23 protein-coding genes are annotated in these 23,573 nt (G+C 57.8%); 12 read left to right on the forward strand and 11 right to left on the reverse strand.

Going from position 1 to position 23,573, the window contains the following annotated elements:
* Nucleotides 1-198 precede the first annotated feature (198 nt).
* The 7 genes from NUH87_RS05935 to tssA are packed head-to-tail and all read right to left on the reverse strand — an operon-like array spanning nt 199 to nt 5,794.
* On the reverse strand, nt 199-564 hold the full coding sequence (locus tag NUH87_RS05935) for a hypothetical protein (RefSeq protein WP_338525178.1): 366 nt from the start codon (nt 562-564) through the stop codon (nt 199-201).
* Nucleotides 561-1,238, reverse strand: a complete 678-nt coding sequence (locus NUH87_RS05940) for a DUF6695 family protein (RefSeq protein WP_338525179.1) — start codon at nt 1,236-1,238, stop codon at nt 561-563. The genes NUH87_RS05935 and NUH87_RS05940 overlap by 4 nt, the downstream gene beginning before the upstream one ends.
* Before the next feature lie 2 nt (nt 1,239-1,240).
* Nucleotides 1,241-1,765 (reverse strand): PAAR domain-containing protein, encoded by a 525-nt coding sequence (locus tag NUH87_RS05945; protein WP_338525181.1) that lies wholly within the window; start codon nt 1,763-1,765, stop codon nt 1,241-1,243.
* A gap of 10 nt (nt 1,766-1,775) precedes the next feature.
* The gene (gene tssE, locus NUH87_RS05950; protein ID WP_338525182.1) at nt 1,776-2,183 is read right to left on the reverse strand and encodes a type VI secretion system baseplate subunit TssE; all 408 of its coding nucleotides are present in this window, start codon (nt 2,181-2,183) and stop codon (nt 1,776-1,778) included.
* Nucleotides 2,184-2,197: 14 nt separating this feature from the next.
* Nucleotides 2,198-3,673, reverse strand: coding sequence for a type VI secretion system contractile sheath large subunit (gene tssC / locus NUH87_RS05955; protein WP_338525183.1), 1,476 nt, complete (start codon nt 3,671-3,673; stop codon nt 2,198-2,200).
* A gap of 28 nt (nt 3,674-3,701) precedes the next feature.
* Nucleotides 3,702-4,205 (reverse strand): type VI secretion system contractile sheath small subunit, encoded by a 504-nt coding sequence (gene tssB / locus NUH87_RS05960; RefSeq protein WP_338525184.1) that lies wholly within the window; start codon nt 4,203-4,205, stop codon nt 3,702-3,704.
* Nucleotides 4,206-4,237: 32 nt separating this feature from the next.
* On the reverse strand, nt 4,238-5,794 hold the full coding sequence (tssA, locus tag NUH87_RS05965) for a type VI secretion system protein TssA (protein WP_338525185.1): 1,557 nt from the start codon (nt 5,792-5,794) through the stop codon (nt 4,238-4,240).
* A gap of 576 nt (nt 5,795-6,370) precedes the next feature.
* Between tssA and NUH87_RS05970 the strand changes: the two genes are divergently transcribed.
* The 6 genes from NUH87_RS05970 (at nt 6,371) to NUH87_RS05995 (ending at nt 15,656) form a co-directional block, all read left to right on the forward strand.
* On the forward strand, nt 6,371-6,889 hold the full coding sequence (locus NUH87_RS05970; RefSeq protein WP_338523663.1) for an Hcp family type VI secretion system effector: 519 nt from the start codon (nt 6,371-6,373) through the stop codon (nt 6,887-6,889).
* A gap of 133 nt (nt 6,890-7,022) precedes the next feature.
* Nucleotides 7,023-9,068: a type VI secretion system tip protein TssI/VgrG gene (tssI, locus tag NUH87_RS05975; protein WP_338525186.1), complete on the forward strand. Its 2,046-nt coding sequence runs from the start codon at nt 7,023-7,025 to the stop codon at nt 9,066-9,068.
* A complete protein-coding gene (locus NUH87_RS05980; RefSeq protein WP_338525187.1) occupies nt 9,010-9,795 on the forward strand; it encodes a DUF4123 domain-containing protein in 786 nt (261 codons plus the stop codon). The genes tssI and NUH87_RS05980 overlap by 59 nt, the downstream gene beginning before the upstream one ends.
* Entirely contained in the window at nt 9,795-14,567 is a 4,773-nt protein-coding gene (locus tag NUH87_RS05985) for an RHS repeat-associated core domain-containing protein (protein ID WP_338525188.1), read from the forward strand. The genes NUH87_RS05980 and NUH87_RS05985 overlap by 1 nt, the downstream gene beginning before the upstream one ends.
* A 1-nt stretch (nt 14,568) precedes the next feature.
* Nucleotides 14,569-14,916: a hypothetical protein gene (locus tag NUH87_RS05990; protein ID WP_338525189.1), complete on the forward strand. Its 348-nt coding sequence runs from the start codon at nt 14,569-14,571 to the stop codon at nt 14,914-14,916.
* 116 nt (nt 14,917-15,032) lie between these two features.
* Nucleotides 15,033-15,656 (forward strand): hypothetical protein, encoded by a 624-nt coding sequence (locus NUH87_RS05995; protein WP_338525190.1) that lies wholly within the window; start codon nt 15,033-15,035, stop codon nt 15,654-15,656.
* Here NUH87_RS05995 and NUH87_RS06000 read toward each other — a convergent pair.
* On the reverse strand, nt 15,653-16,321 hold the full coding sequence (locus tag NUH87_RS06000; RefSeq protein ID WP_338525191.1) for a dihydrofolate reductase family protein: 669 nt from the start codon (nt 16,319-16,321) through the stop codon (nt 15,653-15,655). The genes NUH87_RS05995 and NUH87_RS06000 overlap by 4 nt on opposite strands.
* Nucleotides 16,322-16,506: 185 nt before the next feature.
* Between NUH87_RS06000 and NUH87_RS06005 the strand changes: the two genes are divergently transcribed.
* Both NUH87_RS06005 and NUH87_RS06010 read left to right on the forward strand, forming a co-directional pair.
* The gene (locus NUH87_RS06005) at nt 16,507-17,103 is read left to right on the forward strand and encodes an eCIS core domain-containing protein (protein ID WP_338525192.1); all 597 of its coding nucleotides are present in this window, start codon (nt 16,507-16,509) and stop codon (nt 17,101-17,103) included.
* A gap of 12 nt (nt 17,104-17,115) precedes the next feature.
* Nucleotides 17,116-17,529: an SgcJ/EcaC family oxidoreductase gene (locus tag NUH87_RS06010; protein WP_338525194.1), complete on the forward strand. Its 414-nt coding sequence runs from the start codon at nt 17,116-17,118 to the stop codon at nt 17,527-17,529.
* A gap of 102 nt (nt 17,530-17,631) precedes the next feature.
* Here NUH87_RS06010 and NUH87_RS06015 read toward each other — a convergent pair whose 3' ends face one another.
* Nucleotides 17,632-18,507: an AraC family transcriptional regulator gene (locus NUH87_RS06015; RefSeq protein ID WP_338525195.1), complete on the reverse strand. Its 876-nt coding sequence runs from the start codon at nt 18,505-18,507 to the stop codon at nt 17,632-17,634.
* 139 nt (nt 18,508-18,646) lie between these two features.
* Between NUH87_RS06015 and NUH87_RS06020 the strand changes: the two genes are divergently transcribed.
* The gene (locus NUH87_RS06020) at nt 18,647-19,180 is read left to right on the forward strand and encodes a carboxymuconolactone decarboxylase family protein (protein ID WP_338525196.1); all 534 of its coding nucleotides are present in this window, start codon (nt 18,647-18,649) and stop codon (nt 19,178-19,180) included.
* 96 nt (nt 19,181-19,276) lie between these two features.
* Here the strand turns inward: NUH87_RS06020 and NUH87_RS31220 are convergent, their stop codons facing one another.
* Together NUH87_RS31220 and NUH87_RS06030 are read right to left on the reverse strand one after the other, a co-directional pair.
* Nucleotides 19,277-19,666 (reverse strand): conjugal transfer nickase/helicase domain-containing protein, encoded by a 390-nt coding sequence (locus NUH87_RS31220; RefSeq protein ID WP_422393925.1) that lies wholly within the window; start codon nt 19,664-19,666, stop codon nt 19,277-19,279.
* A gap of 582 nt (nt 19,667-20,248) precedes the next feature.
* On the reverse strand, nt 20,249-20,440 hold the full coding sequence (locus tag NUH87_RS06030; RefSeq protein WP_338525198.1) for a hypothetical protein: 192 nt from the start codon (nt 20,438-20,440) through the stop codon (nt 20,249-20,251).
* 554 nt (nt 20,441-20,994) lie between these two features.
* Here NUH87_RS06030 and NUH87_RS06035 point away from each other — a divergent pair.
* The 3 genes from NUH87_RS06035 to NUH87_RS06045 all read left to right on the forward strand — a co-directional run bounded on the left by NUH87_RS06035 (nt 20,995) and on the right by NUH87_RS06045 (nt 23,437).
* The gene (locus NUH87_RS06035) at nt 20,995-21,420 is read left to right on the forward strand and encodes a hypothetical protein (RefSeq protein ID WP_338525199.1); all 426 of its coding nucleotides are present in this window, start codon (nt 20,995-20,997) and stop codon (nt 21,418-21,420) included.
* Nucleotides 21,421-21,931: 511 nt separating this feature from the next.
* Nucleotides 21,932-22,612, forward strand: a complete 681-nt coding sequence (locus NUH87_RS06040) for a hypothetical protein (protein ID WP_338525200.1) — start codon at nt 21,932-21,934, stop codon at nt 22,610-22,612.
* A 174-nt stretch (nt 22,613-22,786) separates the two neighbouring features.
* Nucleotides 22,787-23,437, forward strand: a complete 651-nt coding sequence (locus NUH87_RS06045) for a hypothetical protein (protein ID WP_338525202.1) — start codon at nt 22,787-22,789, stop codon at nt 23,435-23,437.
* Nucleotides 23,438-23,573: the final 136 nt, after the last annotated feature.

A 23,573-nucleotide genomic window follows, 5' to 3' on the forward strand; every position in this document is an offset into this window, starting at 1 on the left:
ATCAACACCACAAACGTAAGTACCCGATGCAACACAGACTCTCGAAACCCACGACGAAGTCCAGTCAGAATCAGCACAAGACACAGCAACGCCAGAGAGCCAAAAAGATCACTCTCGGCTACGACGGCCAGATACCCATCCAGGTTAACCACTTCACACCTTCATATAGCTATTTCACTGATAATCAGTGCTTTAATTTTATTTGATCATGACCGGACTCAGTTTCAGAGCCGTTCCATCCTGCAAGTAAACATCCTCCCCACCGTCATAACCAAGCAAGTCCTTGCTGAAAAGCTGGCTTTCACCTTTGCCTTTATATTTCACCCAACCTTCAGACCAAATATCGCCGCTCTCGTAACGAACCTCAATGTAATAGTTCGGGGGATTCGCCTTGGTGACTTCAAAAAAAACACCGCCGTCCTGCGCCCCGCTCCAGTAAGCATTGGGATGATCTTTCAAGGTCGGCACCTTTCCACCGGAGCGATCAAGCAATGAGTAGGCAACCGCTACCAGAATCAGTATCAGCACTGCCAGGGAGATGACAAACCACTTCAGCACCCTCACTTCGTGATCTCCAACGTATCCGCAGCAAATTTATAATTCAAATCCGGCTCACTAAACTGGAACTGCGTCATATATACGCTTGGCACAACCACACGAGTACGAAAAGGAATGGAAAACCCAACAGCCGCGGCCAAATCGGTCGCAAAAGTTACACAATTATGATTTCCGAGGTCATACTCCTGACGCTTGTCGTTGGTATTCTCGGCCTCTTTTGCCTTCAACCACGCCAGTGCCTTATCGTAGACAACACCTCTTAATACAACCCCTGTAATATCTCCGGACTGACCATGTTTTATAGCTATTTGCCGTAGCGTTTTCTTCAGGGATGACTCAGTAATCGCCCCACCTTTCAAAACGACATCAGGGATTTGTCCAACACGCACACGACCGGCAGGCCCCGGACCTGGGTACCGACCATACTCATAATACTTCGACTGCCCTGTTTTCCCATTAATGATTAAAACGCCCGCATGCCCAAGGTACGGAGCGCTACCCCCTGCGATTTCAATTTTTTTTCCAAACAGGGTCGCCTGATAACCGTCGATATGAATTTTATAATCAGGGAAAACGATTGGAATAACGTAGTCTTGGTCGCCAACCAAATAGATTTGGACAGGGGCTACCTCTACGGCAGGCGTCGTGGCTACCGTTGTGACTTGAGCGGCTTGAGCCATTTTCACTCTCCCCGCAAAAGCCAGTTTGGCTTGGCCGCAAACTGGACGTTTTGTGATTGAGCTTTTTTACCTAAAGATTTAGAGAGACCTGCCTCATCGGTAATCCCTTGCACCTCGGTGCCGTCCTCAAGGGTTGCAACATATGCGACATTCTTCAGTGGTGCTCCGGTTGCCGAATCCAGCAGTTGGACGCGCACATCAAACCCAAAAATGTTCAGTGGAACAGGCGCCACAAACGGCGCTGGTGTATGCGAGTTCCCGATAATCACTGTCCCGGAACCCGCCGTGACCTTGTTGCCATGGGTTCCCACCGAGTCCAGGGTGGCCGCCGGCTTGCCGTTGATCAAAACGGTCGCCGCAAGGTCACCGACCAACGCACCACCACACGCCGAGGCATCGCCCTGGCGGGCAGCCGCAAGGCCGTCGAAGAACACGTCGCCGGAACCGGCGGCGATCGGGTTGGTTCCGTGGCCGGAGAGCGGGCAAGCGGTAGGGTCACCGACTCGTGCTGCGGGTTTGCCGGACATCCTTGTCTCCTTAGTTGACCTTGACTTGACCGCTGCCATCCAGGCGCGCGGCAAAACTGACCTGACGCTTGAAACCTTCGACCTCCAGCAAACCCTCGATACTGAAGGTCAACCGGAGCCGATCGTTGTCTCGCGGCAGGGAAACGACACGCACGTTCGTAAGGCGTGGCTCGTAGGCTTCGATAAAACCTTCGATGGCCAGACGGGCCTGACTCAGGGAGTCGTGCAGGCTCAGGCGCATGTCGTTGAGATCGGGTAGCCCGTAGTCGGACAGCGTTTGCACGCTGCCCGCACGGGTGCTGAGCATCTTGGCCAGATGGGCAGCCACGGACGCCATGGCAGAAACCTCGCGGCTCCAGCCGACGCGCTTGTCCGCGTCGCCACCCAGGCGTTCGAAAAGGCTGCCGTATCCAGTCATGAGTTAGGCTCCGTTTACTCTTTGTCCAGCTTGCCAACCAGCGACAGGGTGAAATCGGCACCCATGTACTTGAAGTGCGGGCGCACGTTCAGGCTGACGCGGTACCAGCCCGGCTCGCCTTCAACATCGCTGACGATGATCTGGGCAGCACGCAGCGGACGACGGCCACGGACTTCGGCGCTCGGGTTTTCCTGGTCGGCCACGTACTGACGGATCCACTTGTTGAGTTCCAGCTCGAGGTCGGTACGTTCTTTCCACGAACCGAGTTGCTCGCGCTGCAGCACTTTCAGGTAGTGGGCCAGGCGGTTGACGATCATCATGTACGGCAGCTGGGTGCCGAGCTTGTAGTTCAGCTCTGCCGCCTTGCCTTCGGCACTGATGCCGAAGAACTTCGGCTTCTGCACCGAGCTTGCGGAGAAGAACGCGGCGTTGTCGCTGCCTTTGCGCATGGTCAGGGAGATGAAACCTTCCTCGGCCAGTTCGTATTCGCGACGGTCGGACACCAGCACTTCAGTCGGAATCTTGGTTTCGATTTCGCCCATGCTTTCGAAGTGGTGCAACGGCAGGTCTTCAACCGCACCACCGCTTTGTGGGCCGATGATGTTCGGGCACCAGCGGAACTTGGCGAAGCTGTCGGTCAGCTTGGTACCGAACGCGTAGGCCGTGTTGCCCCACAGGTAATGCTCGTGGCTGTTGGCGACGGTTTCTCGGTACACAAACGATTTCACCGGGTTTTCTTCCGGATCGTACGGGTTGCGCAGCAGGAAACGTGGCACGGTCAGACCGATGTAGCGGGAGTCTTCGGATTGACGGAAGCTCTGCCATTTGGTGAATTGCGGGCCTTCGAAGTGGTCCTTCAGATCCTTCAGGTCCGGCAGACCGGTGAAGCTTTCCAGGCCGAAGAATTTCGGGCCGGCCGCGGCGATGAAGGGCGCGTGGGACATGCAGGCGACGCTGGACACGTACTGCATCAGCTTCACGTCCGGCGAGCTTGGGGACAGGTAGTAGTTGGCGATGATCGCGCCCACCGGCTGACCACCGAACTGACCGTATTCAGCGGTGTAGATATGCTTGTACAGGCCCGACTGCATCACTTCCGGCGAATCTTCGAAGTCGTCCAGCAGGTCGTCCTTGGAGACGTTGAGGATTTCGATCTTGATGTTTTCGCGGAAGTTGGTGCGGTCGACCAGCAGCTGCAGGCCACGCCACGACGATTCCAGCGCCTGGAAGTCCGGGTGGTGCAGGATTTCGTCCATCTGACGGCTGAGCTTGGCATCGATCTCGGCGATCATGCGGTCGACCATGGCTTTCTTGACCGGCTCGCCGTCGTTCTGCGGTTTGAGCAGCTCTTCGATGAACGCCGACACACCGCGCTTGGCGATGTCATAGGCCTCATCGTCCGGGGTCAGGCGGGTTTCGGCGATGATGCTGTCGAGAATGCTGTATTCGCCGTTTTCGGCGCTCGTTTGCTGTGCTGCGCTAGTGCTCATGATGTTGGCTTCCTTGGCTGATAGGGACTCAGGCGTCCTGGTTGGCGGCGTTCAGGCCCAGCTCACCCAGTACGCGACCGCGGGACTCGTCGTCGGCGAGAACGCCTTCAATGGCTTTGCGGAACGCAGGCGCGTTACCCAGCGGACCTTTGAGGGCCACCAGCGCGTCGCGCAGTTCCATCAGCTTTTTCAGCTCAGGCACTTGCTCGACCAGGCTGGCCGGGTTGAAGTCCTTCATCGAGTTGACGCGCAGTTTCACGGCCAGTTCGTCAGTCTCGCCGTCTTCCTGAAGACGGTTCGGTACGCTCAGTGTCAGCTGCAGCTCTTGCTTGGCCAGCACTTCGTCGAAGGTCATCTTGTCGATGCTGATCGGCTTGCGATCTTCGATCTTGCGTTCGTCCTTGCGGTGGGTGTAGTCACCGATTGCCAGTAGTTTCAACGGCAGTTCAATCTCTTCCTGAGCACCACCGGTGGCAGGTTTGAAGGTGACGTTGATGCGTTCCTTGGGGGCTACCGAGCCTTCTTTGGCCATGGCTTTTCTCCTTGCGGTTGTGGCCCTGGGGCCTATTCGAGTACGACTTCGAGATCGAGGTGGCAGAGCCTGCGATAAATCTCTTCCTTGCGTTCACGCACTGCATGGTTCTGCGGCAACAACTCACAGCAGCTATGCAGCAGATGCAGCACTTCCAGCGCGAGATCGGGTTCCCAGGCGTGCAGGCCCGAGTCCTGTAGCGTCTGGTCGAGGGTTTCGAGTTGGGTCTTGGCCAGCTCGTATTTCTTGGCCATGAAGCACAGTCGCGCCAGGGCGAACTGCCAGAAGAAGCGAACGCGCCCGCCGTGGGCGTTTTGCAGGCCCTGCTTGAGGACCTGCACGGCGGCCTTGAGGCCGTCCTTGCGCAAGATCGGCTGGACATCTTCCAGGGCCTGTTCCCAGGGCAACTGGGTGCCAACGACTTCGACCTTGCGCGGTGCACTGGCGGTCTGCAGGTGCGGAATTACATGGGCGCTGATCCAGGCGCGAGTGGCCGGGTCGGCGAACGGATCACCGTTGTGGAAACGCAACTCCACGATGCCGGGCAGGCGCTGAATCAACAGCGCGAAGTGGATTTCCACCTCACGCATGGCCATCTCGGCGTTCAGCCCTTGCAGGCACTCCCAGACCATTCTCTGGCCATCGAACCAGAACGGCGCCTTCGCCAGGCTGGCCTCCAACTCCACGAGCAGATCAGCGTAGGCCCCCTGCTCATAACGATCCCGGTAGGCCTTGAGCTTGTCCGCCGGCAACCCGCGCAGCGCCGTGATCTGTTCGGTGTTGCGCTCGGGCACCGCATCAATGGGCAGCCACAACAACGTGCGATTGAGGCGCAGGGCGCGCCAGTCGGTGGCCTTCTGCTTGAGCCACCAGGCGCACAAGGGACGGGCGCTTTCCTGCTGGGCACGCAAGGCCTTGTGGGCTTCTTTCTCGTTGTCGATCGGCGCGCCGGGGGCAAACAACTGCGTGGCGACCTGCTTGACCTGCGCCACGGCAGCATTCACAACGCCAGGTTCCGGCTGGTTGTCCGCGGCGCGCTGAACCATGGTTTTCAGGCGACGGGAGATCGGCAGCAGCAGTGGCGCGTCGCTACCCAAGTGCTCGGTGCACGTGGCATCAAGGCCCTCGAGGTGTTCGGCCAGGCAGCGGAACAGCGGCAACTGCTCTTTGACCGCGACGTTTTCGTTGAGCACCTGCTCAATGCGCAGCACCAGCCAACTGATGGCCGCCGCGCGGGTGCGGGCCTTGCGCGGATGAACCTCGGCCCAGTGGTGCTTGCACAAATGATCCAGAAGCCCGAGGCCAGCCAACAGCCCCTGGAAGGATTCGCGCTGGTATAGGGCCCAGGTCAGCCAGGCGCCTACCCGTAAATCCTTCGACTGGGTGCGCAGCAGATTTTCGCTATTTTCGCGGATTTTCAGCCAGTCGATCTGGCCGCTTTCGTGCATGGATTGGGCTTTGCCCAGCTCGCTTTCCAAGGCTTCATATTCGCTCGAAAAACGAACGTCCTCGCCCGCAAAATCTTCTTTGGAAACAGAGATTTTGGCGAGCTCAAGGTAATGAGCCGAAAGTTTGCTTGAGTAGGACATCCATGACCTTTAATGAGAAATGCCGCCAGATGACCATTGCCAATTCAATGGCGCCAAATAACGGCAAAGAGCGACGACTCATTCAATCCAATTGAGGTCGGGCCCTTAAAAAGAGCGCGCATCCTACTCACGATGATGGCAATCAGCAAGTACGCAATCAAAAAAATCAGAATGAATCGACTGGCCTGAAAACGAGACATCTCCCCTATTCAGCGGGAGCGCCAAGGATGTCGCTTTAATATTCAACCGCCGGCAACCCACAATTAATATCACATGGCCACTATGCGCAAGAAGTTGCGCACATAATTGTGGATAACCCTGTGCATATATTCCTACAGCGCCTGTTATTCGTGCTGTACAGACGACTGCGCAAGAACTCGCGCAGTACTGCGCAACTTCTTGCGCACATTAGAGATTTTTCACACAACACATTGAGCAAAATCCGACACGTACATACGTCAAGCCATTGATTTTCATGCAAAAAATAAAAATGGCACGAAACCTGATAGGTGACTGATACCCACCGGGCGATTTCGCCTCCCGGGCACCCTCAATGTTTCAGCAAGGAGAGCATCCATGGCAACACCAGCGTATATGTCCATCACCGGCACCAAACAAGGCCTGATCACCGCCGGTGCCTTCACCGCTGATTCGGTGGGCAACACCTACCAGGAAGGTCACGAAGACCAGGTCATGGTTCAGGGTTTCGTCCACGAAGTGATCATCCCGCGTGACCCACAGTCCGGCCAACCGACCGGCCAGCGCGTGCACAAGCCAGTGAAAATCACCAAGGTCTTCGACAAGTCTTCGCCTCTGCTGCTGGCGGCCCTGACTTCCGGCGAACGCCTGACCGAAATCACCATCCAGTGGTACCGCACTTCGGCTGCCGGCACCCAGGAACATTACTTCACCACCAAGCTTGAAGACGCGATCATCGTCGATATCAAAGACTACATGCACAACTGCCAGGACCCGTCGAACTCGCACTTCACTCACCTGGAAGACGTCGAGTTCACCTACCGCAAAATCACCTGGACCCACGAAGTCTCCGGTACTTCGGGTTCCGATGACTGGCGTTCCCCGGTCGCCGGCTAAGTCTGGCCGACCGTTACAAAACATCGGCCAGCTCTGCTGGTCGATGTTGTTTGCGTCACTCAAGAATTCTTGCATTCGCTGATCGCCCGCTCGGGCCTCGACGGATGTCGTTGCACTGCACGAGGAACAAGGGATGTTCGCGCCGGCCAACCAGACTCACTTCAGCCTGACCGTAGAAGGATTTACGAACGATCTTCAAGTGTTCACCCTCATCGGCCGGGAAGCCATCAGCCAACCGTTCGCGTTCGACGTCGAACTGGTCAGTGAACAGCCGTCCCTGGACCTCGAAAGCCTGTTGCACAAACCGGCGTTCCTGCAGCTCGCACAAAGCGGCACGGGTATTCACGGACAGATCTATCGCGTTGCCCAAGGTGACGCCGGTAAACGCCTGACGCGTTACTCCGTGACCTTGCGCCCGCAGTTGGCCTACCTGGCGCACCGCATCAACCAACGCATCTTCCAGAACCTCAGCGTGCCGAAAATCATCGGCCAGGTCCTCGAAGAGCACGGCATCCAAAGCAATGCCTACCAGTTTCAGCTAGGGGCGACTTATCCCGAACGCGTGTATTGCGTTCAGTACGATGAATCGGACCTGCAGTTCATCCAGCGCCTGTGCGAGGAAGAAGGGATTCATTACCACTTCGAGCACAGCGCCACGGCCCATAAGCTGGTGTTCGGCGATGACCAGACGGTGTTCCCGAAACTGGCGCCCGTGGCCTATCAGCAAGACTCCGGCATGGTCGCCAACGACCCGGTGATCAAGCGCTTCGACCTGCGCCTGGAAACCCGCACCAGCCGCACCACCCGCCGTGACTACGACTTCGAAAAACCACGCATCACCCTCGAAAGCGAGTCCCGTGGCGACGCCAAACCGGACCTCGAGGATTACGACTACCCAGGTCGCTTCACCGACCGCGAACGCGGCAAGCACCTGGCCAAGCGCTCCCTTGAGCGTCACCGCAGCGACTACCAACTGGCCGAAGGCAAAAGCGATCAGCCGTTGCTGGTCAGCGGCCATTTCCTGGCCTTGACGGAGCACCCGAAGGCCAAGTGGAACGACCTCTGGCTGCTCACCGAAATCCTCCACGAAGGCAAGCAGCCGCAGGTGCTGGAAGAGTCGGTCACCAGCGACACGACCAACCTGAAAGACGATTTCCACCAGGGCTACCGCAACCGCTTCCAGGCCACCCCGTGGGACGTGCCGAACCGGCCACCGCTGAACCATCCCAAGCCGCGCATTCTCGGCAGCCAGAGCGCCGTGGTGACCGGCCCCAAAGGTGAAGAGATCCACTGCGACCAGTACGGTCGGGTGAAAGTGCAATTCCACTGGGACCGCGAAGGTCAGGCCGACGACAAGACCAGTTGCTGGCTGCGCGTCTCCTCCGCCTGGGCCGGTGCTCACTACGGCGGCATCGCCATTCCGCGGATCGGCATGGAAGTGCTGGTGACCTTCCTCGAAGGCGACCCCGACCAACCGCTGATCAGCGGCTGTCTGTACCACAAGGAAAACGTCGTCCCGTACGACCTGCCGGCGAACAAGACCCGCAGCACGTTCAAGACCCTGAGTTCCCCGGGTGGCGGCGGTTTCAACGAACTGCGCATCGAAGACAAGAAAGGCCAGGAGCAGATCTTCCTGCACGCCCAGCGCGACTGGGATGAAAACATCGAGCACGACCAGAAGATCCGCGTTGGAAACGAACGCCACGACACCGTCGAGGCCAACAGCTACAGCGAGTTCAAGGCCGAAGAACACCACACCGTCTACGCCGACCGCAAAGTCGAAGCCCGGGCCGACGACCACCTGACCGTGGGCGTGAACCAGCACATCAAGATCGGTACCGGCCAATTCATCGAAGCCGGCCAGGAAATCCACCTGAGCAGTGGCCTGAAAATCGTGCTCGAAGCCGGCAGCGAACTGACCCTCAAGGGCGGTGGCAGCTTCATCAAGATCGACGCCGGTGGCGTGACCCTCAGCGGGCCGGTGATCAACCTGAACTCCGGCGGCAGCCCGGGTAGCGGCACGGGGGCCGCGCCGTTGATGCCAGGCGTGCTGAAACGGGCAGACGCCGCCAAGGCTGGCGCGGTGCTGACCCCGGCGCAGATCAATACCCTCAAGCGCAATGCGCCGTTCTGTGAAGAGTGCGAAAAGTGCAAGGCAGGTGCCTGTGTCGTCTTCTGATCGCCTGACACCCCGCGGCTGGCTCGCCAGCCGCCCGCTGCAAACCGGCGAGCGCCTGTACGTGATCATCGGCAACGCCAGCGATGCGGTACCGCTCAACGCGCTTTACCAGCGAGAAGCCAGCGCCGAACCGATCCCGATCTGGGGCGGTACCCCCTACGCCGACTGGCAGCCGGTGATGCCTTACCTGGTGGAACTGAAACCCGGCTCGGCGTTCCTTGAGTGGATTGCCGAAACCGACGCCGAAGACTGGGGCTGGCTGGCGGTTTCCAGCAGCCCGCCGGACGTCGTGTTCGAACACCTGCGCAGCCTGACCCAGGTCCGCATGCCGGACGGGACCGAGGTGTTTTTTCGCTTCTGGGACGGCCGGCATCTCCAACCGATCCTCGAAGGTCTCGGTGCCGGGGCCGGTGAGCTGCTGCCGGTGTTCGAGCGCTACCTGATCAATGGCCAGCCCCTGGACGTCGGCGCCCGCGGCGTGCCACCGGCCAAGGCGTGGCCGTGGTGGGAGGTGCCGCAGGAGTTGCTCGATCAGCTCACGGCCAAGGACCCGACGCCCCTGATCGACAACCTGATGCAATGGCTGAGCGAGGAACGCCCAGACCTCTACGCCGCCTACCCCGAGAGCAACCTGAGGCACAAAGTCGCCCGTTTCGTGCGCCGCCCCGATGCTCCGAAACCCGTTAATGAAGCACTGCTAAACCACCTGATTCTGGAGCAAGGCTGATGGATCGCGTTGCCTACGTCGACAACCAACTGAGTACCTTCAAGGACAGCCTGACGCTGTACCGCGAGCAAACCCAAACCTGGTACGCCAAAGCGGCCGACAAGGTCAGCCGGGCGACTGACATGCCCTCGCTGCTGGGCATGGAGCGGGTGCTCAAGGCCGGTAATACCAGCAAATCGGTCACCATGACCGACGGCGACTTCTCCAGCGTGGCCCAGTGTCCGCTCAAGGGCCCGCTGCTGATCGAAAGCAAATTCGAATCGGTCTATGACATCCCGATCGGCGACATCGAAGTCGAAATCGTCGCGGTGGAAGGCGGTGCGGTCAGCAAAGTCAAACTGGATGCCAAGGGCAAAGCCAGCTGGACGGGGGGTGTGCCGGGCAAGTTCTACAAGATCCGTGTTCACAATGAAGTGACACCGGCTCAGATCGACACCTTGTTCAAATCCTATGACGGCCTGACCGCTCAACTGGAAGGTTTCCTGCGCAAGGAATGGGCGGGGTTCAAACCTCAATGGGCGACCCTGTCCGCTTCGTCTGCCGCCATGGCCGTCGGCACCGGCATCCTGGAAGGCGGCTGGGAGGCGATCAAGGGGGTCTGGGACGGCATCAGCCGGGTGCTCGAGATCCTGAAGAATCCGAAACAGATCAAGGATGATCTCGGAGCCGACTTCGCCAAGCTTGAGGCACTGGCCAAGGACGCACCCGACGTCATGAAAAAGGCCATGTTGCTCGCCAGCGACGAGGCCGCGCTGTTTCTGCTGGTGCGCAGTGCCTTCATCTGGCTGGCCGGCTTGCCGCCGACCCAGGTGGCTGGCCAAACCGCGAAAGTGGCCACGGCAGCGGTCGTCGGGATCGCGATCGACATGGTGATTTCGATAGTGCTGACCATTGCGGCGGAAGGCACGGGGGTCATTTACCTGGCCGCGCGGTTGAAAAAATACGGCGAAATCGTCATCAAGGCCGTGACCGGATTTGTCGAGTCCGTGTTCAAGATCATCAAAGGCTTCATGGAGTACGTCGAGAAGTACACCGCCGTTGCAGCACGGGGTGTCACCACTCAGATGAAGAAAGGTCTGGCGCAGCTGCGTTTCGATGGCAAGCGCAACTCGACACTGGAGAAAGCTGAAAGGCCTCACCACGACGCGCCCAAACAGTCGAAAAACCCCGACGAAAAAAGCGCGACCAGTGCCAAGGACACCTGCACCAATGGCTGCCCCGTTTCCATGGTCACCGGTGAAGAACTGCTGACCCTGACCGATGGCCAGCTCAACGGCCTGCTGCCCTTCGAGTGGACTCGCCTCTACCGCACCAGCGCCGCGGAAATCGATTGCGGCCTCGGCTACGGCTGGAGTCACGCGCTGGCGCAACGGGTCGATATCGCAGGCGACGAGGTGGTCTGGACCGACCACGAAAACCGCGTCACCACGTTCCCGCTGCCGAGTGTGCAACGCCCGGCCATTACCAACAGCCTGTCGGAAGCGGCGATTTTCCTCGGTGACGATCCGTCCGAGCTGATCCTGACTCAAGCCGGTGAACGCGCCCGCTTCTACCACTTCCGCTACAACAGCCAGGGCGCGACGCTGATTGCTATCAGCGACGATTACGGCAATCGCCTGCACATCACCCGCGACATCCACGGGCGTATCAAACGGGTCGATAACGGTGCTGGCCGCGCCTTGCTGCTGCGCTATGACCGCAAGCACATCATCGCCGTCGACTATCAGCAGTTCAGCCCGGCGGACACTCTGGAAGAGGCCTGGAGCACCGTTCAGACCGTCGTCACCTATGGCTACGACGCACGTCAACGTCTGATCGAGGCGAAGAACGCGGCCGGCGAAGCCGAGCGCTACGCCTACAACGATCAGAACGTGATTCTCGAGCGGCAACTGGCCGGCGGCGCGAGTTTCTTCTGGGAATGGGAAAAGGAAGGCAAGTCGGCGCGCTGCATCCATCACTGGGCCAGTTTCTCGCAGATGGATGCGCATTACGTCTGGGATGACAACGGCAGCGTGACCGTGACCAACGCGGACGGCAGCGAGGAGATCTACACCCACGACGATCAGGCGCGGCTGGTCAGCAAAGTCGACCCGGACGGTGCCGAACACCTCAAGGCCTATGACGACAAGGGTCGCTTGATCGCCGAAAAAGACCCGCTGGGGGCGGTGACCGAGTACCACTACAACGAAGCCGGCCGCATGACCTCCGTCGTTCCGCCGGAAGACGAGCCGACCGCCTACGAGTACAGCAACGGTTTCGTCAGTGCAGTCCATCGTGGCCAGGCGACCTGGAAATACCAGCGCAACCACCAGGGCGACATCACCGAACAGATCGACCCGAACGGCCACTCCACCCACTACAGCTACGACCGCCAGGGTCGCTTGCTGGAAATCCGTCACCCGGACGGTAGCCGCCATCAACTGGGCTGGAACAACCTCGGCCAGTTGCTCGAAGAGCGCCTGCCCGACGGCGGCCAGCGCAAATACCGCTATGACGCCCTCGGTCGGCAGATCACCCGCCAGGAAGAAAGCGGCGCCATCACCCACTACCAATGGGACAACGCCAACCGCCTCGCGCAAATCACCCTGCCCGGCGGCGCCACCCGTGCCTTCAGCTACAACCCTTATGGCCGGGTCACCGCCGAGCGCGATGAACTGGGCCGCGTGACTCGCTACGAATACGCCGATGGCCTGCACCTGGTCAGTCGCCGCATCAACCCGGACGGCAGCCAGCTGCGTTATCGCTACGACAACTCGCGCCTGCTGCTCAGCGAGATCGAAAACGAACGTGGCGAGCACTACCACCTCGATTACTACCCGAACGGTCTGATCCAACAGGAAACCGGCTTTGATGGGCGTCGCACGGCCTACGAGTACGACCTCAACGGACAATTGCTGAAGAGAACCGAATTCGGCGATGACGACAGCGAGCTGATCACCGAGTACCAGCGCGACGCGGCGGGCCGACTGCTGGTGAAAACCCTGGCCGACGGTGAAGCCATTCACTACCGCTACGACGCCCTCGGTCGCCTGGTGAATGTCGACGACGGCCACTGGCCCCTCGCCTACGAGTACGACCTGCAAGACCGCCTGATCACTGAACATCAGGGTTGGGGCACGCTGCGTTATGAGTACGACACGCTGGGTCAGTTGAGCCATTGCCGCCTCCCCGACGGCAGCAAGCTCGACTACCGCCACCAACCCGGCGGACACCTGAGCAGCATCGACCTCAACGGTTCGCGCCTGACCACCCACCAGTTCAGCGCCGGCCGCGAACAGCAGCGCCAGCAAGGCCTGCTGCTGAGCCAATACCAGTACGACGAACAAGGCCGGTTGCAGGCGCACAGCGTCAGCCAGCAGGACCGCAACCTGTTCCAGCGCCGCTACGCCTACGACGCCAACGGCAACCTCGCGGGCATCGATGACAGCCGCAAGGGCAATCGCAGCTACCACTACGACCCGCTCGATCGGCTGATCAACGTACGCGGCAGCACCCCGGAAACCTTTGCCCACGACCCGGCCGGCAACCTGTTGGGCCAGGGTGATCAGCCCGCCGCCAACCTGGCCAACGTCAAGGGCAACCGCCTGCTGATGCAGGGCGACCGCCATTATGACTACGACGCCTACGGCAACCTGATCCGCGAACGTCGCGGCACCGGGCAGAAACTGGTCACCGAGTACCGTTACGACTGCCAACACCGCCTGATCGGCGTCAGCCTGCCCGGCGGCAGTACCGCCAGTTACAAGTACGACGCCTTCGGGCGCCGTATCGCCAAGACCGTCGACGGCCACACCACCGAATTCCTCTGGCAAGGCGAACGGCTGATCGCCGAAAGCGCCGACAAGCGCTATCGCAGTTACATCTATGAACCCGGTACTTTCCGCCCACTGGCGATGCTCGACGGCGAAGGTCCGCTGAAGGCCGAGCCGTTCTACTACCAACTCGACCACCTCGGCACCCCGCAGGAACTCACCGACTACAGCGGCGAGATCATGTGGTCGGCCAAGTACCGTGCCTACGGCAACCTCGCCACGCTGGACGTTGCCGAAATCGACAACCCGTTGCGGTTTCAGGGGCAGTATTTCGATGCGGAGACGGGCTTACATTACAACCGGCATCGCTACTACAATCCGGGCACTGGACGGTTTTTGACGCCGGATCCGATCAAGCTTGCGGGTGGGTTGAACAACTACCAGTACGTGCCTAACCCTACGGGGTGGGTGGATCCGTTGGGGTTGGATACTTGTCCGGGAGCGGATGGGGGTAAGCCAGATATTGGGGCTGAGAACTCGACAGCGAAAGCAGCTGTCGATGAAGGCGCCCCACCCGTACCGAGCTATAAAACGCCGTATAGCCCACTTAGCAAACCTCAGAAAGAGGTACTACAAGGTAAGGTTGCAAACAGAACGGCAACTCAAGATGAGGCCGCCCATCTTGATTGGGATAGACGCTTCAGTCTGAGAAGACGCCAAGGCGTAAGAGGATTCTGGGCAGATGAAAGAGCAAAACTCAAGAACGGCGAGCCCGGCACAAGGAATTGGTCGGACTCACAAGCCGAGGATATTTTGAACAAAAAGACCCCAAAATTTGACGGAAAGTCAATGGAGGGACACCACATGTACAACGCGTTAGACTACCCTCAATTAGCAAATAAAAAGTCTAATATTTACCCTACAACCAGAAGCGAGCACCAATATCGTTGGCATGGTGGTAACTTCCAAAATGACACCATGGGCAAGCCGCTTAACCCATTAGTTCCAGAGGAATTCTAACATGCCAAAAATAAGCATTTCGTGCAGCACCCCTGTAAAGGATATTGAAGCAACAAAATTCCTCCATAAAAAACTTGGTTGGGCGTTAGCTAGCGCCTCCAAGATGCTGGCCATGGGCGAGAAAGGTTTTTTTTACACATGCCAACTCTACTTGAGCGACCATCTGGAACACGATGCAAACATAAGAGCGATTATAGATTTTTTCCATAACAAGAAAATCCCATTAACAATTATAGAGATCTCCGACAGCGAGGATTGGGGCGCAGTCGACCTCAACAATTTGAGCAAGATAAAAATAACAGACACTCTAATGCTGAACGAACTAAACAGTTTAGAGGATGATGATTAACCCCAAAAACACAAAGGGGAGAAAATTTATTTCTCTACAATAAGGTGACAAATTTATTTTCTCGCATCAGAAAATAAATCTGTCACCTTATAGCTATTTTGTCATTGGAGGACGAAATGCAAAAATCACTTAATGATATGTCTTTCTCGGAACGCCGCCGCGTCCCAATCGGCGCCTTGATTGGAGGCCTGCTTGTCTTGCCTCTCGCCATTCAAGCATTGCGCATCGACACGGTAGGCAAGTTCGCCTACGTGCTGCTCTTTTGCTCACTGTTCATGTTTGTTGTGGCCTTCCTCAATCGTAAGGCAGGATCCACGCCGCTGATGATCCTCAAGGATAAGGGGATCTGGTTCTTCAACGCCGATGGATTGGTGCCCTATACCTCGATTGAGGCGGTTGAGGTTGAGAGCTACAACACCCTGAAGGACATCCAGCGAAACCTGGTCCTTCACATTCATGCCGAGAAAGCGGACACCCTTCCACACTTCAACAACAAACGCTGGAAACTCCTGTTCATGATGCCGGATGCGCGCAAGGGGCGCGGGTTCCGTAAACACCTGGTCGGGTTCAACTACGGTGGGCTGCGCATCACCGGAGGCCAGAGTGCCGATCCCGACCTGTTGGCGGAGGAAATCGTGTACCGCATCGACAAGGCACACCGTGAAGAGGAAGCACGACAAGGTGCCATCTGGGTATCGTCTTCATCGGCCAACGACGCGCTATCGCCGGTTCAATCCTAGGCGTCAGTGTGCCCTTGGCGCCGAAGTACAACATGGGTGGCTTTCTCCGACGCGACGAACTCAACGCATTCGTATCCTAGAGTGCGCGCGTCAATCCCCTCGAACAGTCGCTCTCCCCCGCCCAGCAGGACCGGCGAGATAGCGACGTGCAGCTCATCGATGAGGCCCGCACGAAGATATTGCTGGATAGTGTTAGTTCCGCCGCCAATGCGCACATCCATGCGGTTGGCTGCGTCGCGCGCCTGGTCAAGCGCCTCGTGGATACCGCCCGTGACGAAATAGAAGGTCGTTCCGCCCTCCATATGGATGGGCGCGCGCGCGTGATGAGTCAAGATGAATGTGGGAACGTGATAGGGTGGGTTGTCCCCCCACCAGCCTTTCCAGTTCATGTCGGGCCAGGAACCGCGAATCGGTCCGAACATGTTTCTTCCGAGAATCCAGGCGCCAACATTCTTAAAGCCCCGCGCAGCGAAGTCGTCATCGATCCCCGTTGTGCCACCGTCGACGCCAAATAGCGTCCGTTGGAACGTGCGTGTCGGGACTAACCACCGGTGCAAATCTGTCCCACCCACGCCGAGCGGATGACTCATGTCCTGATTCGGACCCGCTCCGTATCCGTCAAGCGAGATCGTAAAGCCATTAACTCGGACGCGTGTCATTTTCATGCCTTCCTTTGGAAAAGTGGGACAGATTTATTTTAGGTAAAAAATGAATCTGTCACCTTTGCAGTCGCAGGAAAGGTGGTCTGTCGCTTATTGGGAGCGCTTAGTTCGGGACTACGCTAAAACTTATGCGAGGTCGTCGATCAAGTGCCCCACTGCTCGCGCTGCATCCGCCCCTGGAGCGCCCAATGCCGCCCATCATCACGCGCCTGGTGGCGCTGCTTGTGCTTTGCCTGACGCTTGAAGTCCCAGCCCAGACCAATGCCTGCCCAGCTGGCGAAAAACAAGTGTGCCTGGATAGCTGCATCTGTCTGCCAGACCTGGGACCGTTGCTCGGCCCCCTGCCTGATGGCCTCTACCGGATCGCGGCACCTGCCCTGGCGCTGTGGCTGACCCAAGCCCGCGCTGAAGCAGCCAAATCCGGCACCCGCCCCATTCCACCGCACATCCGGGAGCAACTGCTGCGCTGGTACACCCCCAGCGTCCTCGATGCCGCGCGCTACACAGTCAGCGACAACAGCCAACTCAGTGCCGCCAATGCCATACTGCAAAACCCCGATGTCGGGGCCGTGACGCTGATCGACATCATAGTCTTCCAGGACGCCCAAACCGCAGAACAGAACGTTGCGCTCTGGGCTCACGAACTAAAGCACGTGCAGCAGTATCAGGAATGGGGGGTAGAAGGATTTGCCCAACGCTATACACAAGATTTCAATGCTGTGGAGGCGCCGGCTTATGCCATACAGGCTGAGGTCAGACGGTCGGTGCGGAAAGAAACTGACTGAAGGCTAGCGAAGATGAAAAGACCTGAAGATGCACCCGGTGCGTTCCAAGCGGCTTGGAACAGCCACGACATGGCGGCTCTCGGTGGCCTGTTCGATCAAGAGGCGACGTTCGTGAATCGTTTCGGTCACTATGTCCGGGGCATTGAAGAGATCGTGGCGCTCCACGTTCCCATTCACGAAACGATCTATCGTGACTCTACGCTCCAGAACGAACTCATCGATATTGCTCATATCGCCGACGGGGTGGCAGTCATACATTTCTGGAGTCGCCTGGCGGCCGGCGCCGCTCACCCTGCCGGACCACACGTAGTGGATACGCTGATTCTCGCCGTGCTGACGAGACAGGACGAGATCTGGCGCATTCGAGCGCTGGAGAATGTGACCCTGACAAACCCGCGGACCGGTGAGGCGATCTTGCGCGATTAGCGAAACCTCGGGCTATGGAAAAGTGGGGACACCCATTAGCCGGTCTCGTGTCACGGTCAGGTGCTTTGGGGCGATAGCGGCCCCCTCCTCCCTAAAAGACCTTCAGCTACCCACCTCCTCCAAGCTTTTCGCCAACCAACCCCGTGGCGACATACCGACCCTGGCCGTAAAGGCCCGCGACAGTGCCGACGGATTCGCGTAACCCAGCTCCTCCGCCAGCAGCTTGATCGGTTGACCTGCGCGCAGCCGTCCTTGGGCCAGCGCCATGCGCCAGTCGCCCAGGTAGTCTGCGGGCGTCTGGCCGACCACCTCGCGAAAGTGGTTGGCGAACGCTGTGCGCGACATGCCGGCGCAGGCGGCCATGCGTTCCAGCGACCAGTTTTCCCCGGGTGCCTGGTGCATGGCCACCAACGCGCGGGCCAGGCGCGGATCCGACAGCCCGGTGATGAAGCCGGGGCGCACGCCGGCTTCCTGCGGGTGATCGAGCAACCAGCGCAGCAGTTGAATCACCACCACTTCGAAGATCCGGTCGACCAGCAGACGCTGTCCGCAGCGCGCGTGATCGACTTCGGCAAACAACAGTTCGAGCGCCAGCTCCAGACCCGACACCCGTGCCAGCGGTATCGCCACTAACGCCGGCAGCGCCCGTGCCAGCGGGTTGTAGGCGCCACCGTCGAAATTCAGCCGCGCGCAGGTGAAGTCGGAGCCTTCCTCGGGCGGGTTGTGGAAGCGATGGGTAACGGGGCGTGGATACAGCAGCAGGGTCGGTTCATCGAAACGCATCGAGGCGGGCAACTCACCTCTGCCCGGATGGTGCACTTCCAGCTCACCGCGACGCAGCACGTGCAGGTAACCATGCCCGTCGCGGGCGTCGAAGTGGCTGATCCCGCACAGCGCCCCCGAGTGATGCAGCTCGGCCTGGACGCGGAAGCGTTCGAGGATGCCGGAAAGGCGGTCAAGAGGCGGCAGATTGCTCATATGAACCAATTGGTATGTTTAGCGGACGTATTGATCCCAATCATACAGAACGTCTTCTTATACTGCGACCTCGCGTTACCCGGCGGGGCTAACCCATCCATCCCCTCGCCGGTTGTTTTCCCAACCTTAGGAGATCGCCATGTCCCGTGTCAGCATTCAAACTCAAAACGCCCCTGCCGCCAGCCAGCCGTTTCTGGCGCAGATCCAGCAAGTCTTCGATGCCACCCCGAACATGTTCAAGGCCGTGGCCAATTCGCCGGCGGCCTTGCAGAGCATGTGGGGCGCCTTTGGTGCATTGGGCAAAGGCAAGCTGGGTGCAAAACTGGGCGAGCAGATTGCCGTGGCCATCGCCAATCGCAACCGCTGTGAATACTGCCTGGCGGCCCACACGGTGCTCGGCCAGAAGGCCGGTGCCTCAGCCGCCGACATGTCGGCAGCGCAGGTCGGGCTGTCCACCGATGGTAAAACTGATGCGGCACTGACCTTCGCGCTCAAGGTGGTCGAGCATCGAGCACAGCTCAATGACGCCGATGTGGCGAACCTGCGGGAAGCGGGCTTTGATGATGAGCAGATCGTCGAGCTCTTGGCCCATGTGGCGCTGAATCTGTTCACCAACTACATCAACGTCGCCCTGGATGTTCCGTTGGACTTCCCCAGGGTTGCCCTGAAGTAAACCCGGCTGAGCCTCGCCCGGTACCGGGTGGGGCTCATCCCCTTGCGAAAGAATGATCAATGACGAAATCGAAGTCAGCGACTGGCTCAACACCGATCAGCCTCTCAGCCCTGCGCGCAGGCTGGGGTCCTTGAGCAGATACCCTTTGATGCTTCGGGTTTTGCGTGGACCTTTGACCTCACAGACCCAGATATTCAGGCCCTCTTCACTCTTGTGGTGCAGACCCAATTTCTCAAAACAGCGTTGAACCCAGCGCCAATCGCTGGTCCCCTGCTCCTTGGCCATCCGCGCAGTTTCGGGGGTGTTCCTGGGCGTAACGCTGAAAGATCTTTGGAGTGACCAGAAAGGCCGTCTCGCGACACTATGGACCGGTGCGTGGGCGTCGTTGAGGGTGATCGTGCCGCCTTTTTCAATTTGAATCGCCAGAACATTCAGCCTGCCATCCGTGTGGAGTGAGGGAGCCTTTTGGCTGTTCAGTGCACGGATGACCTTTTGCGGGTAAGCCCTTTGCCCTTCGTTTTGCTTCCCTTAGCCCCTTCCGTTTCGCCTTTCCTTTTATGACCTTTTGGGCGCGGGGTTCCAGAAGAAAACAGGATTACGTCCAGCTGTATTTTTCTGTCGAGGGTGGGACCCAGACGTGTCAGTCGGAAGGTGCACAGGAAGTGACAGACGCGAGATGCTTCGCAAAGCCCACGGTGCTCAAGCGGAAAAATCCGACACCCTTCGTCTAAAAAGGGAGGACTAGACCGCCAAGGGCTCTTTACCGGACCGCTCTCGCATTCATCACCGCGGTGACAGGCATGGGCCAATAGCCGGTGGACGACAGTGCCATCCACGGCGACCTTGAACCAAGGGACGGGTGAATTCACCAAGGTCCCCATGCTGCGAGGATCAATGAGGGTTTTCAGATCCTTCTCTTCGAACCCCATGGCCAGACAGCTACGCAGTTGGCCATTTTTGATGTTGTCCAAAATTTGAGAGGCGACAGCCAGATTCAACGGGTCATATGTACCTCCACCGTTCCATGATTATTTAACGGCCTCACTTACAAGCCGTTCGTCTTCAAGCTCAATATTTCATCGAGCCGTCGGTCTCATCACGGTGTCCTTCACGCTGGACACTCAGTACCTCGACACCTGTCCAGTCTTCCATGCGGCAGGCCAGTTCATGCAGAAAGCTAGGGTTCATCGATTGCTCAGGGCTGAGTTTGAGCTGATCCGTATAGGTGTTATCGCCAGTGGCATCTGTCCCCAAATCCATTTGTTTGTTCTCCCTGTAGCGGCTATCGATCTCGAGATCGATAGACGGTGCTGGCTGAGCGGCCGACGGCCACTTTCCTCTGCGAACCTGCGAAACCGATCCGATGATTCATCGAACAACTCCGCTCTACAGCCGCTCAATTTTGTGGCGCCCCTAATGATGTAGTGCTTCCCTGAAGGATCATCTGTCAGAAAAAGCGCTTCATTGAAGAGGAAATGCATGTATCAGTTGTGAGGCGCCTGTTTTCTCCAGGAATACGTCAAAATTCGCTCAGTTCTCCAGCAGAGAGCAGATCATCTGCACGCGACAAACGAAGCATCTCCTTACAACCTCCCGGGAAATGGCTGGCTATCTCAGTCAATGGGATTGGCTCGATTATTAGATCGGGATGACGGTTAGCAACAACCTCTTCCCAGGTGGCTTCGTCTTCAAGACCACCGTGTACTGACGGTTCATTGATTGGTTGAGGCTCGCCCGACCTTTGCAAGTGTGAGCCGTCACCAATGAACCACCCTACAAGACCAAAGCCGCTCTCAACGGCTTAGGAGGACGAAGTGCGAGATCCAGCATCAAAATATGATCTTTCATATACTGAAAGCCAGTTAAATCAGAACATCTCAAATCAGGGCGACAAGTTAGATTCCTCCGTTAGATATCTGCGCACATCTATTAAAGAACAGAGCGAGAGCATAGCCACTCTCAGCAAAACCGTTGTCGATCAACATCGCGAGCTTCGCAACAAAATCGCCGATGACATAGTGCTTAAAATTCGTGAAGAGCACGAGAGAGTCAAAGAGCGAAGGACTTTCACTATCATGTCGTGGCTGACCTATATAGGCGCGGTACTGGCGCTATTTCTAGTTATTCTTGCGCCTGTTACTAAACCAGTCTCAAAGCCCGGGTCGTCTGCGCCGACACCAGCATCATCTGATATCTCGGTTGCTACGACGCAATGTGAGTCAACAGACGCGCACCAATAAATCCACGCTAATACCCTATGCGGTATTGAACGGTTGGGGTTATGCCAGGACGCCGCTATGGACAGCGGTGTCGCTACCGAAGCAGGCATGCTGACGTGGCGCCTTCTGAGGCACACCCCGTGACAGCACGTGCGATAAAAGAACAACACATCCAGAACTGAGAACAGAGTCCCCCGCTCTCTATGCCGCTGTGCGCGGCATACGTGTAGCTACGCGCAATTAGCTAGGTCGTTTCCTACATTTTCATCGGAAGTAGCTGGCTATCTCAGCCAGTGAGTTTGGATCGATGATTTGACCTGGTTCGCTGTCGTTGGCAGCACCTTCCCAAGTGGTCGTGATCTTCGAGGCCACGGTGTGCAGATAGCACATTGATCATCCCTAGTTCGCCCAGCATTCGGAAGCGCGAACAGTCGTCGACACTCTCGCCGATCGAATGCCGCAACCCCACCGTGACGGAGACCTACCGTCAGGTGGTGCCTCCTCGTCACGATTTCATTGAGTAGGAGTCACCATGAGTAGATCTATGGCTGTGTATGACGCGCTGTCAGCCATCAGCGTACCACCGGAAAAAGCCAAAGCCGTCGTAAAGGCTTGGGAGGCCGAAGTGCGAAACGTAGCAACGAAATCCGATCTCGTACGAGCGGAGAAACTGCTGATTCAAAAAACCGTCGATCTGGGTCGAGAACTGCGTGGCTCGATCAAAGAGGTTAGCGACACGGTCAAAATCCACGGCGAGCAGATAAACGCGCTCAGCCAAGCGATTATCACCCAGGGGATTGAGCTTCGTGCGGAAATCAAAGACCAAGGTAACGAACTTCGCTCGTCAATAGAAAAGCAGGGCAATGAGTTCCGGCTTGCGATGGAAAAACAAAGCAGCGAGCTACGCGCTGAAATCAAGGAGCAAGGCAGCGAGTTTCGGCTTGCAATAGAAACACAAGGCCATGAATTCCGGATGTCGATGGAAAAGCAAGCCCATCAAACTAACACAGCAATCAAGGCACAGGAAACAACACTAAACCAAATGGGGGTAAAGCTTGAAAATGCTATCCAAGTGCAAGGCCTCCAACTAGAGGCATCCATCAAGGAGATCGGATCAAAGCTCAAGTACGTGAACTGGCAGTTTGGCTTTATCGTCACTGCTATAGTTGGTGCAGTGGGGAAAATAGCCTACGACTACTTCGTTGGCAAATAGCATTATGATCCAAAGCTGTACTGCTCTACCGGTAGGCATCGGCCTGTGGTTTAAACGCTTCAAGACGTGGGCACTGTCCGCGTTGCTCTGATACACCACTATTTCTGCCCATGCGGGGAACACTCCCCGTACGGGCGCAGTGTCTCTCCGTTTTGGGCTTTTCTGGAGAGACCTATGAAATTAGATGCACTGACACCGCAACAGGAAGCACTACTCAACCTGCCTGTCGTTTTTACTCCGAGGGCCTGGAATGAGAGTGTTTACATAGCAAGGCCACTGAACATCGCCGAGCATGGCTATCGCCTGACCGCGGTACATCAGGCAGCTCGCAATGCCATCATCCAAAAGGTGTGGGATGATGAACCGTTGTTCTTTGACTTCAGCCACAAATGCTTTCCCTCTACGGGTGAGCGATCGGTGCTGACTCAGTTGGATCTGCGTCTGGTCGTAGACCGTACGGAAGAAGAATTGCATGTGCTGACGCTCATGCTCAGGCATGAAGCCGAGGCGCTTGAAAAGCGGGTTCCTGGAGAGCTCTTTGTTCTCGGTGAAGTCGTGATGACCTATGGCGTAGAGGCGCTCGTGCAACAAGGCCTGTTGGACATAGCGACCTATCTTGACCGCCACCTCTGCGGTGACTGGGGAGAGTTACCTGGGGCGGATAGACTGAAAAACGAACGGGCGGTGCTGACCGGCGCCAGCTTGTTCTCGGAATACGACGTTGACATTGGAGCGGCGAAGAAGCTCTGGATCATCACGTCGGCAGACAGGCGATTCACCTATCTGCTCCTGCCCATTGAACCCACCCTGCCTCGGTTTGACTGAGGCCAACTGACCGTCTACCCGTCTTTTCAGGCGGGTAGGCGGTTTTTTGCATTCAGGTTTTTGTGGTGATGCTCACCGGCCGGTACCGCGTTAATTGTCGTTGCACCTTTCGACCGTCCCCAATTGCCTTACTGGG

It is taken from the genome of Pseudomonas batumici, assembly GCF_036585405.1.
Classification (GTDB): domain Bacteria; phylum Pseudomonadota; class Gammaproteobacteria; order Pseudomonadales; family Pseudomonadaceae; genus Aquipseudomonas; species Aquipseudomonas batumici.

Bases quoted from the DNA above. Each gene is read 5' to 3' on its own strand.
- NUH87_RS05940 (WP_338525179.1), bottom strand. From the start codon at position 1,238: ATGGCTCAAGCCGCTCAAGTCACAACGGTAGCCACGACGCCTGCCGTA.
- NUH87_RS05945 (WP_338525181.1), bottom strand. From the start codon at position 1,765: ATGTCCGGCAAACCCGCAGCACGAGTCGGTGACCCTACCGCTTGCCCG.
- tssE (WP_338525182.1), bottom strand. From the start codon at position 2,183: ATGACTGGATACGGCAGCCTTTTCGAACGCCTGGGTGGCGACGCGGAC.
- tssC (WP_338525183.1), bottom strand. From the start codon at position 3,673: ATGAGCACTAGCGCAGCACAGCAAACGAGCGCCGAAAACGGCGAATAC.
- tssB (WP_338525184.1), bottom strand. From the start codon at position 4,205: ATGGCCAAAGAAGGCTCGGTAGCCCCCAAGGAACGCATCAACGTCACC.
- tssA (WP_338525185.1), bottom strand. From the start codon at position 5,794: ATGTCCTACTCAAGCAAACTTTCGGCTCATTACCTTGAGCTCGCCAAA.
- NUH87_RS05970 (WP_338523663.1), top strand. From the start codon at position 6,371: ATGGCAACACCAGCGTATATGTCCATCACCGGCACCAAACAAGGCCTG.
- tssI (WP_338525186.1), top strand. From the start codon at position 7,023: ATGTTCGCGCCGGCCAACCAGACTCACTTCAGCCTGACCGTAGAAGGA.
- NUH87_RS05980 (WP_338525187.1), top strand. From the start codon at position 9,010: ATGCGCCGTTCTGTGAAGAGTGCGAAAAGTGCAAGGCAGGTGCCTGTG.
- NUH87_RS05985 (WP_338525188.1), top strand. From the start codon at position 9,795: ATGGATCGCGTTGCCTACGTCGACAACCAACTGAGTACCTTCAAGGAC.
- NUH87_RS05990 (WP_338525189.1), top strand. From the start codon at position 14,569: ATGCCAAAAATAAGCATTTCGTGCAGCACCCCTGTAAAGGATATTGAA.
- NUH87_RS05995 (WP_338525190.1), top strand. From the start codon at position 15,033: ATGCAAAAATCACTTAATGATATGTCTTTCTCGGAACGCCGCCGCGTC.
- NUH87_RS06000 (WP_338525191.1), bottom strand. From the start codon at position 16,321: ATGAAAATGACACGCGTCCGAGTTAATGGCTTTACGATCTCGCTTGAC.
- NUH87_RS06005 (WP_338525192.1), top strand. From the start codon at position 16,507: ATGCCGCCCATCATCACGCGCCTGGTGGCGCTGCTTGTGCTTTGCCTG.
- NUH87_RS06010 (WP_338525194.1), top strand. From the start codon at position 17,116: ATGAAAAGACCTGAAGATGCACCCGGTGCGTTCCAAGCGGCTTGGAAC.
- NUH87_RS06015 (WP_338525195.1), bottom strand. From the start codon at position 18,507: ATGAGCAATCTGCCGCCTCTTGACCGCCTTTCCGGCATCCTCGAACGC.
- NUH87_RS06020 (WP_338525196.1), top strand. From the start codon at position 18,647: ATGTCCCGTGTCAGCATTCAAACTCAAAACGCCCCTGCCGCCAGCCAG.
- NUH87_RS06030 (WP_338525198.1), bottom strand. From the start codon at position 20,440: ATGGATTTGGGGACAGATGCCACTGGCGATAACACCTATACGGATCAG.
- NUH87_RS06040 (WP_338525200.1), top strand. From the start codon at position 21,932: ATGAGTAGATCTATGGCTGTGTATGACGCGCTGTCAGCCATCAGCGTA.
- NUH87_RS06045 (WP_338525202.1), top strand. From the start codon at position 22,787: ATGAAATTAGATGCACTGACACCGCAACAGGAAGCACTACTCAACCTG.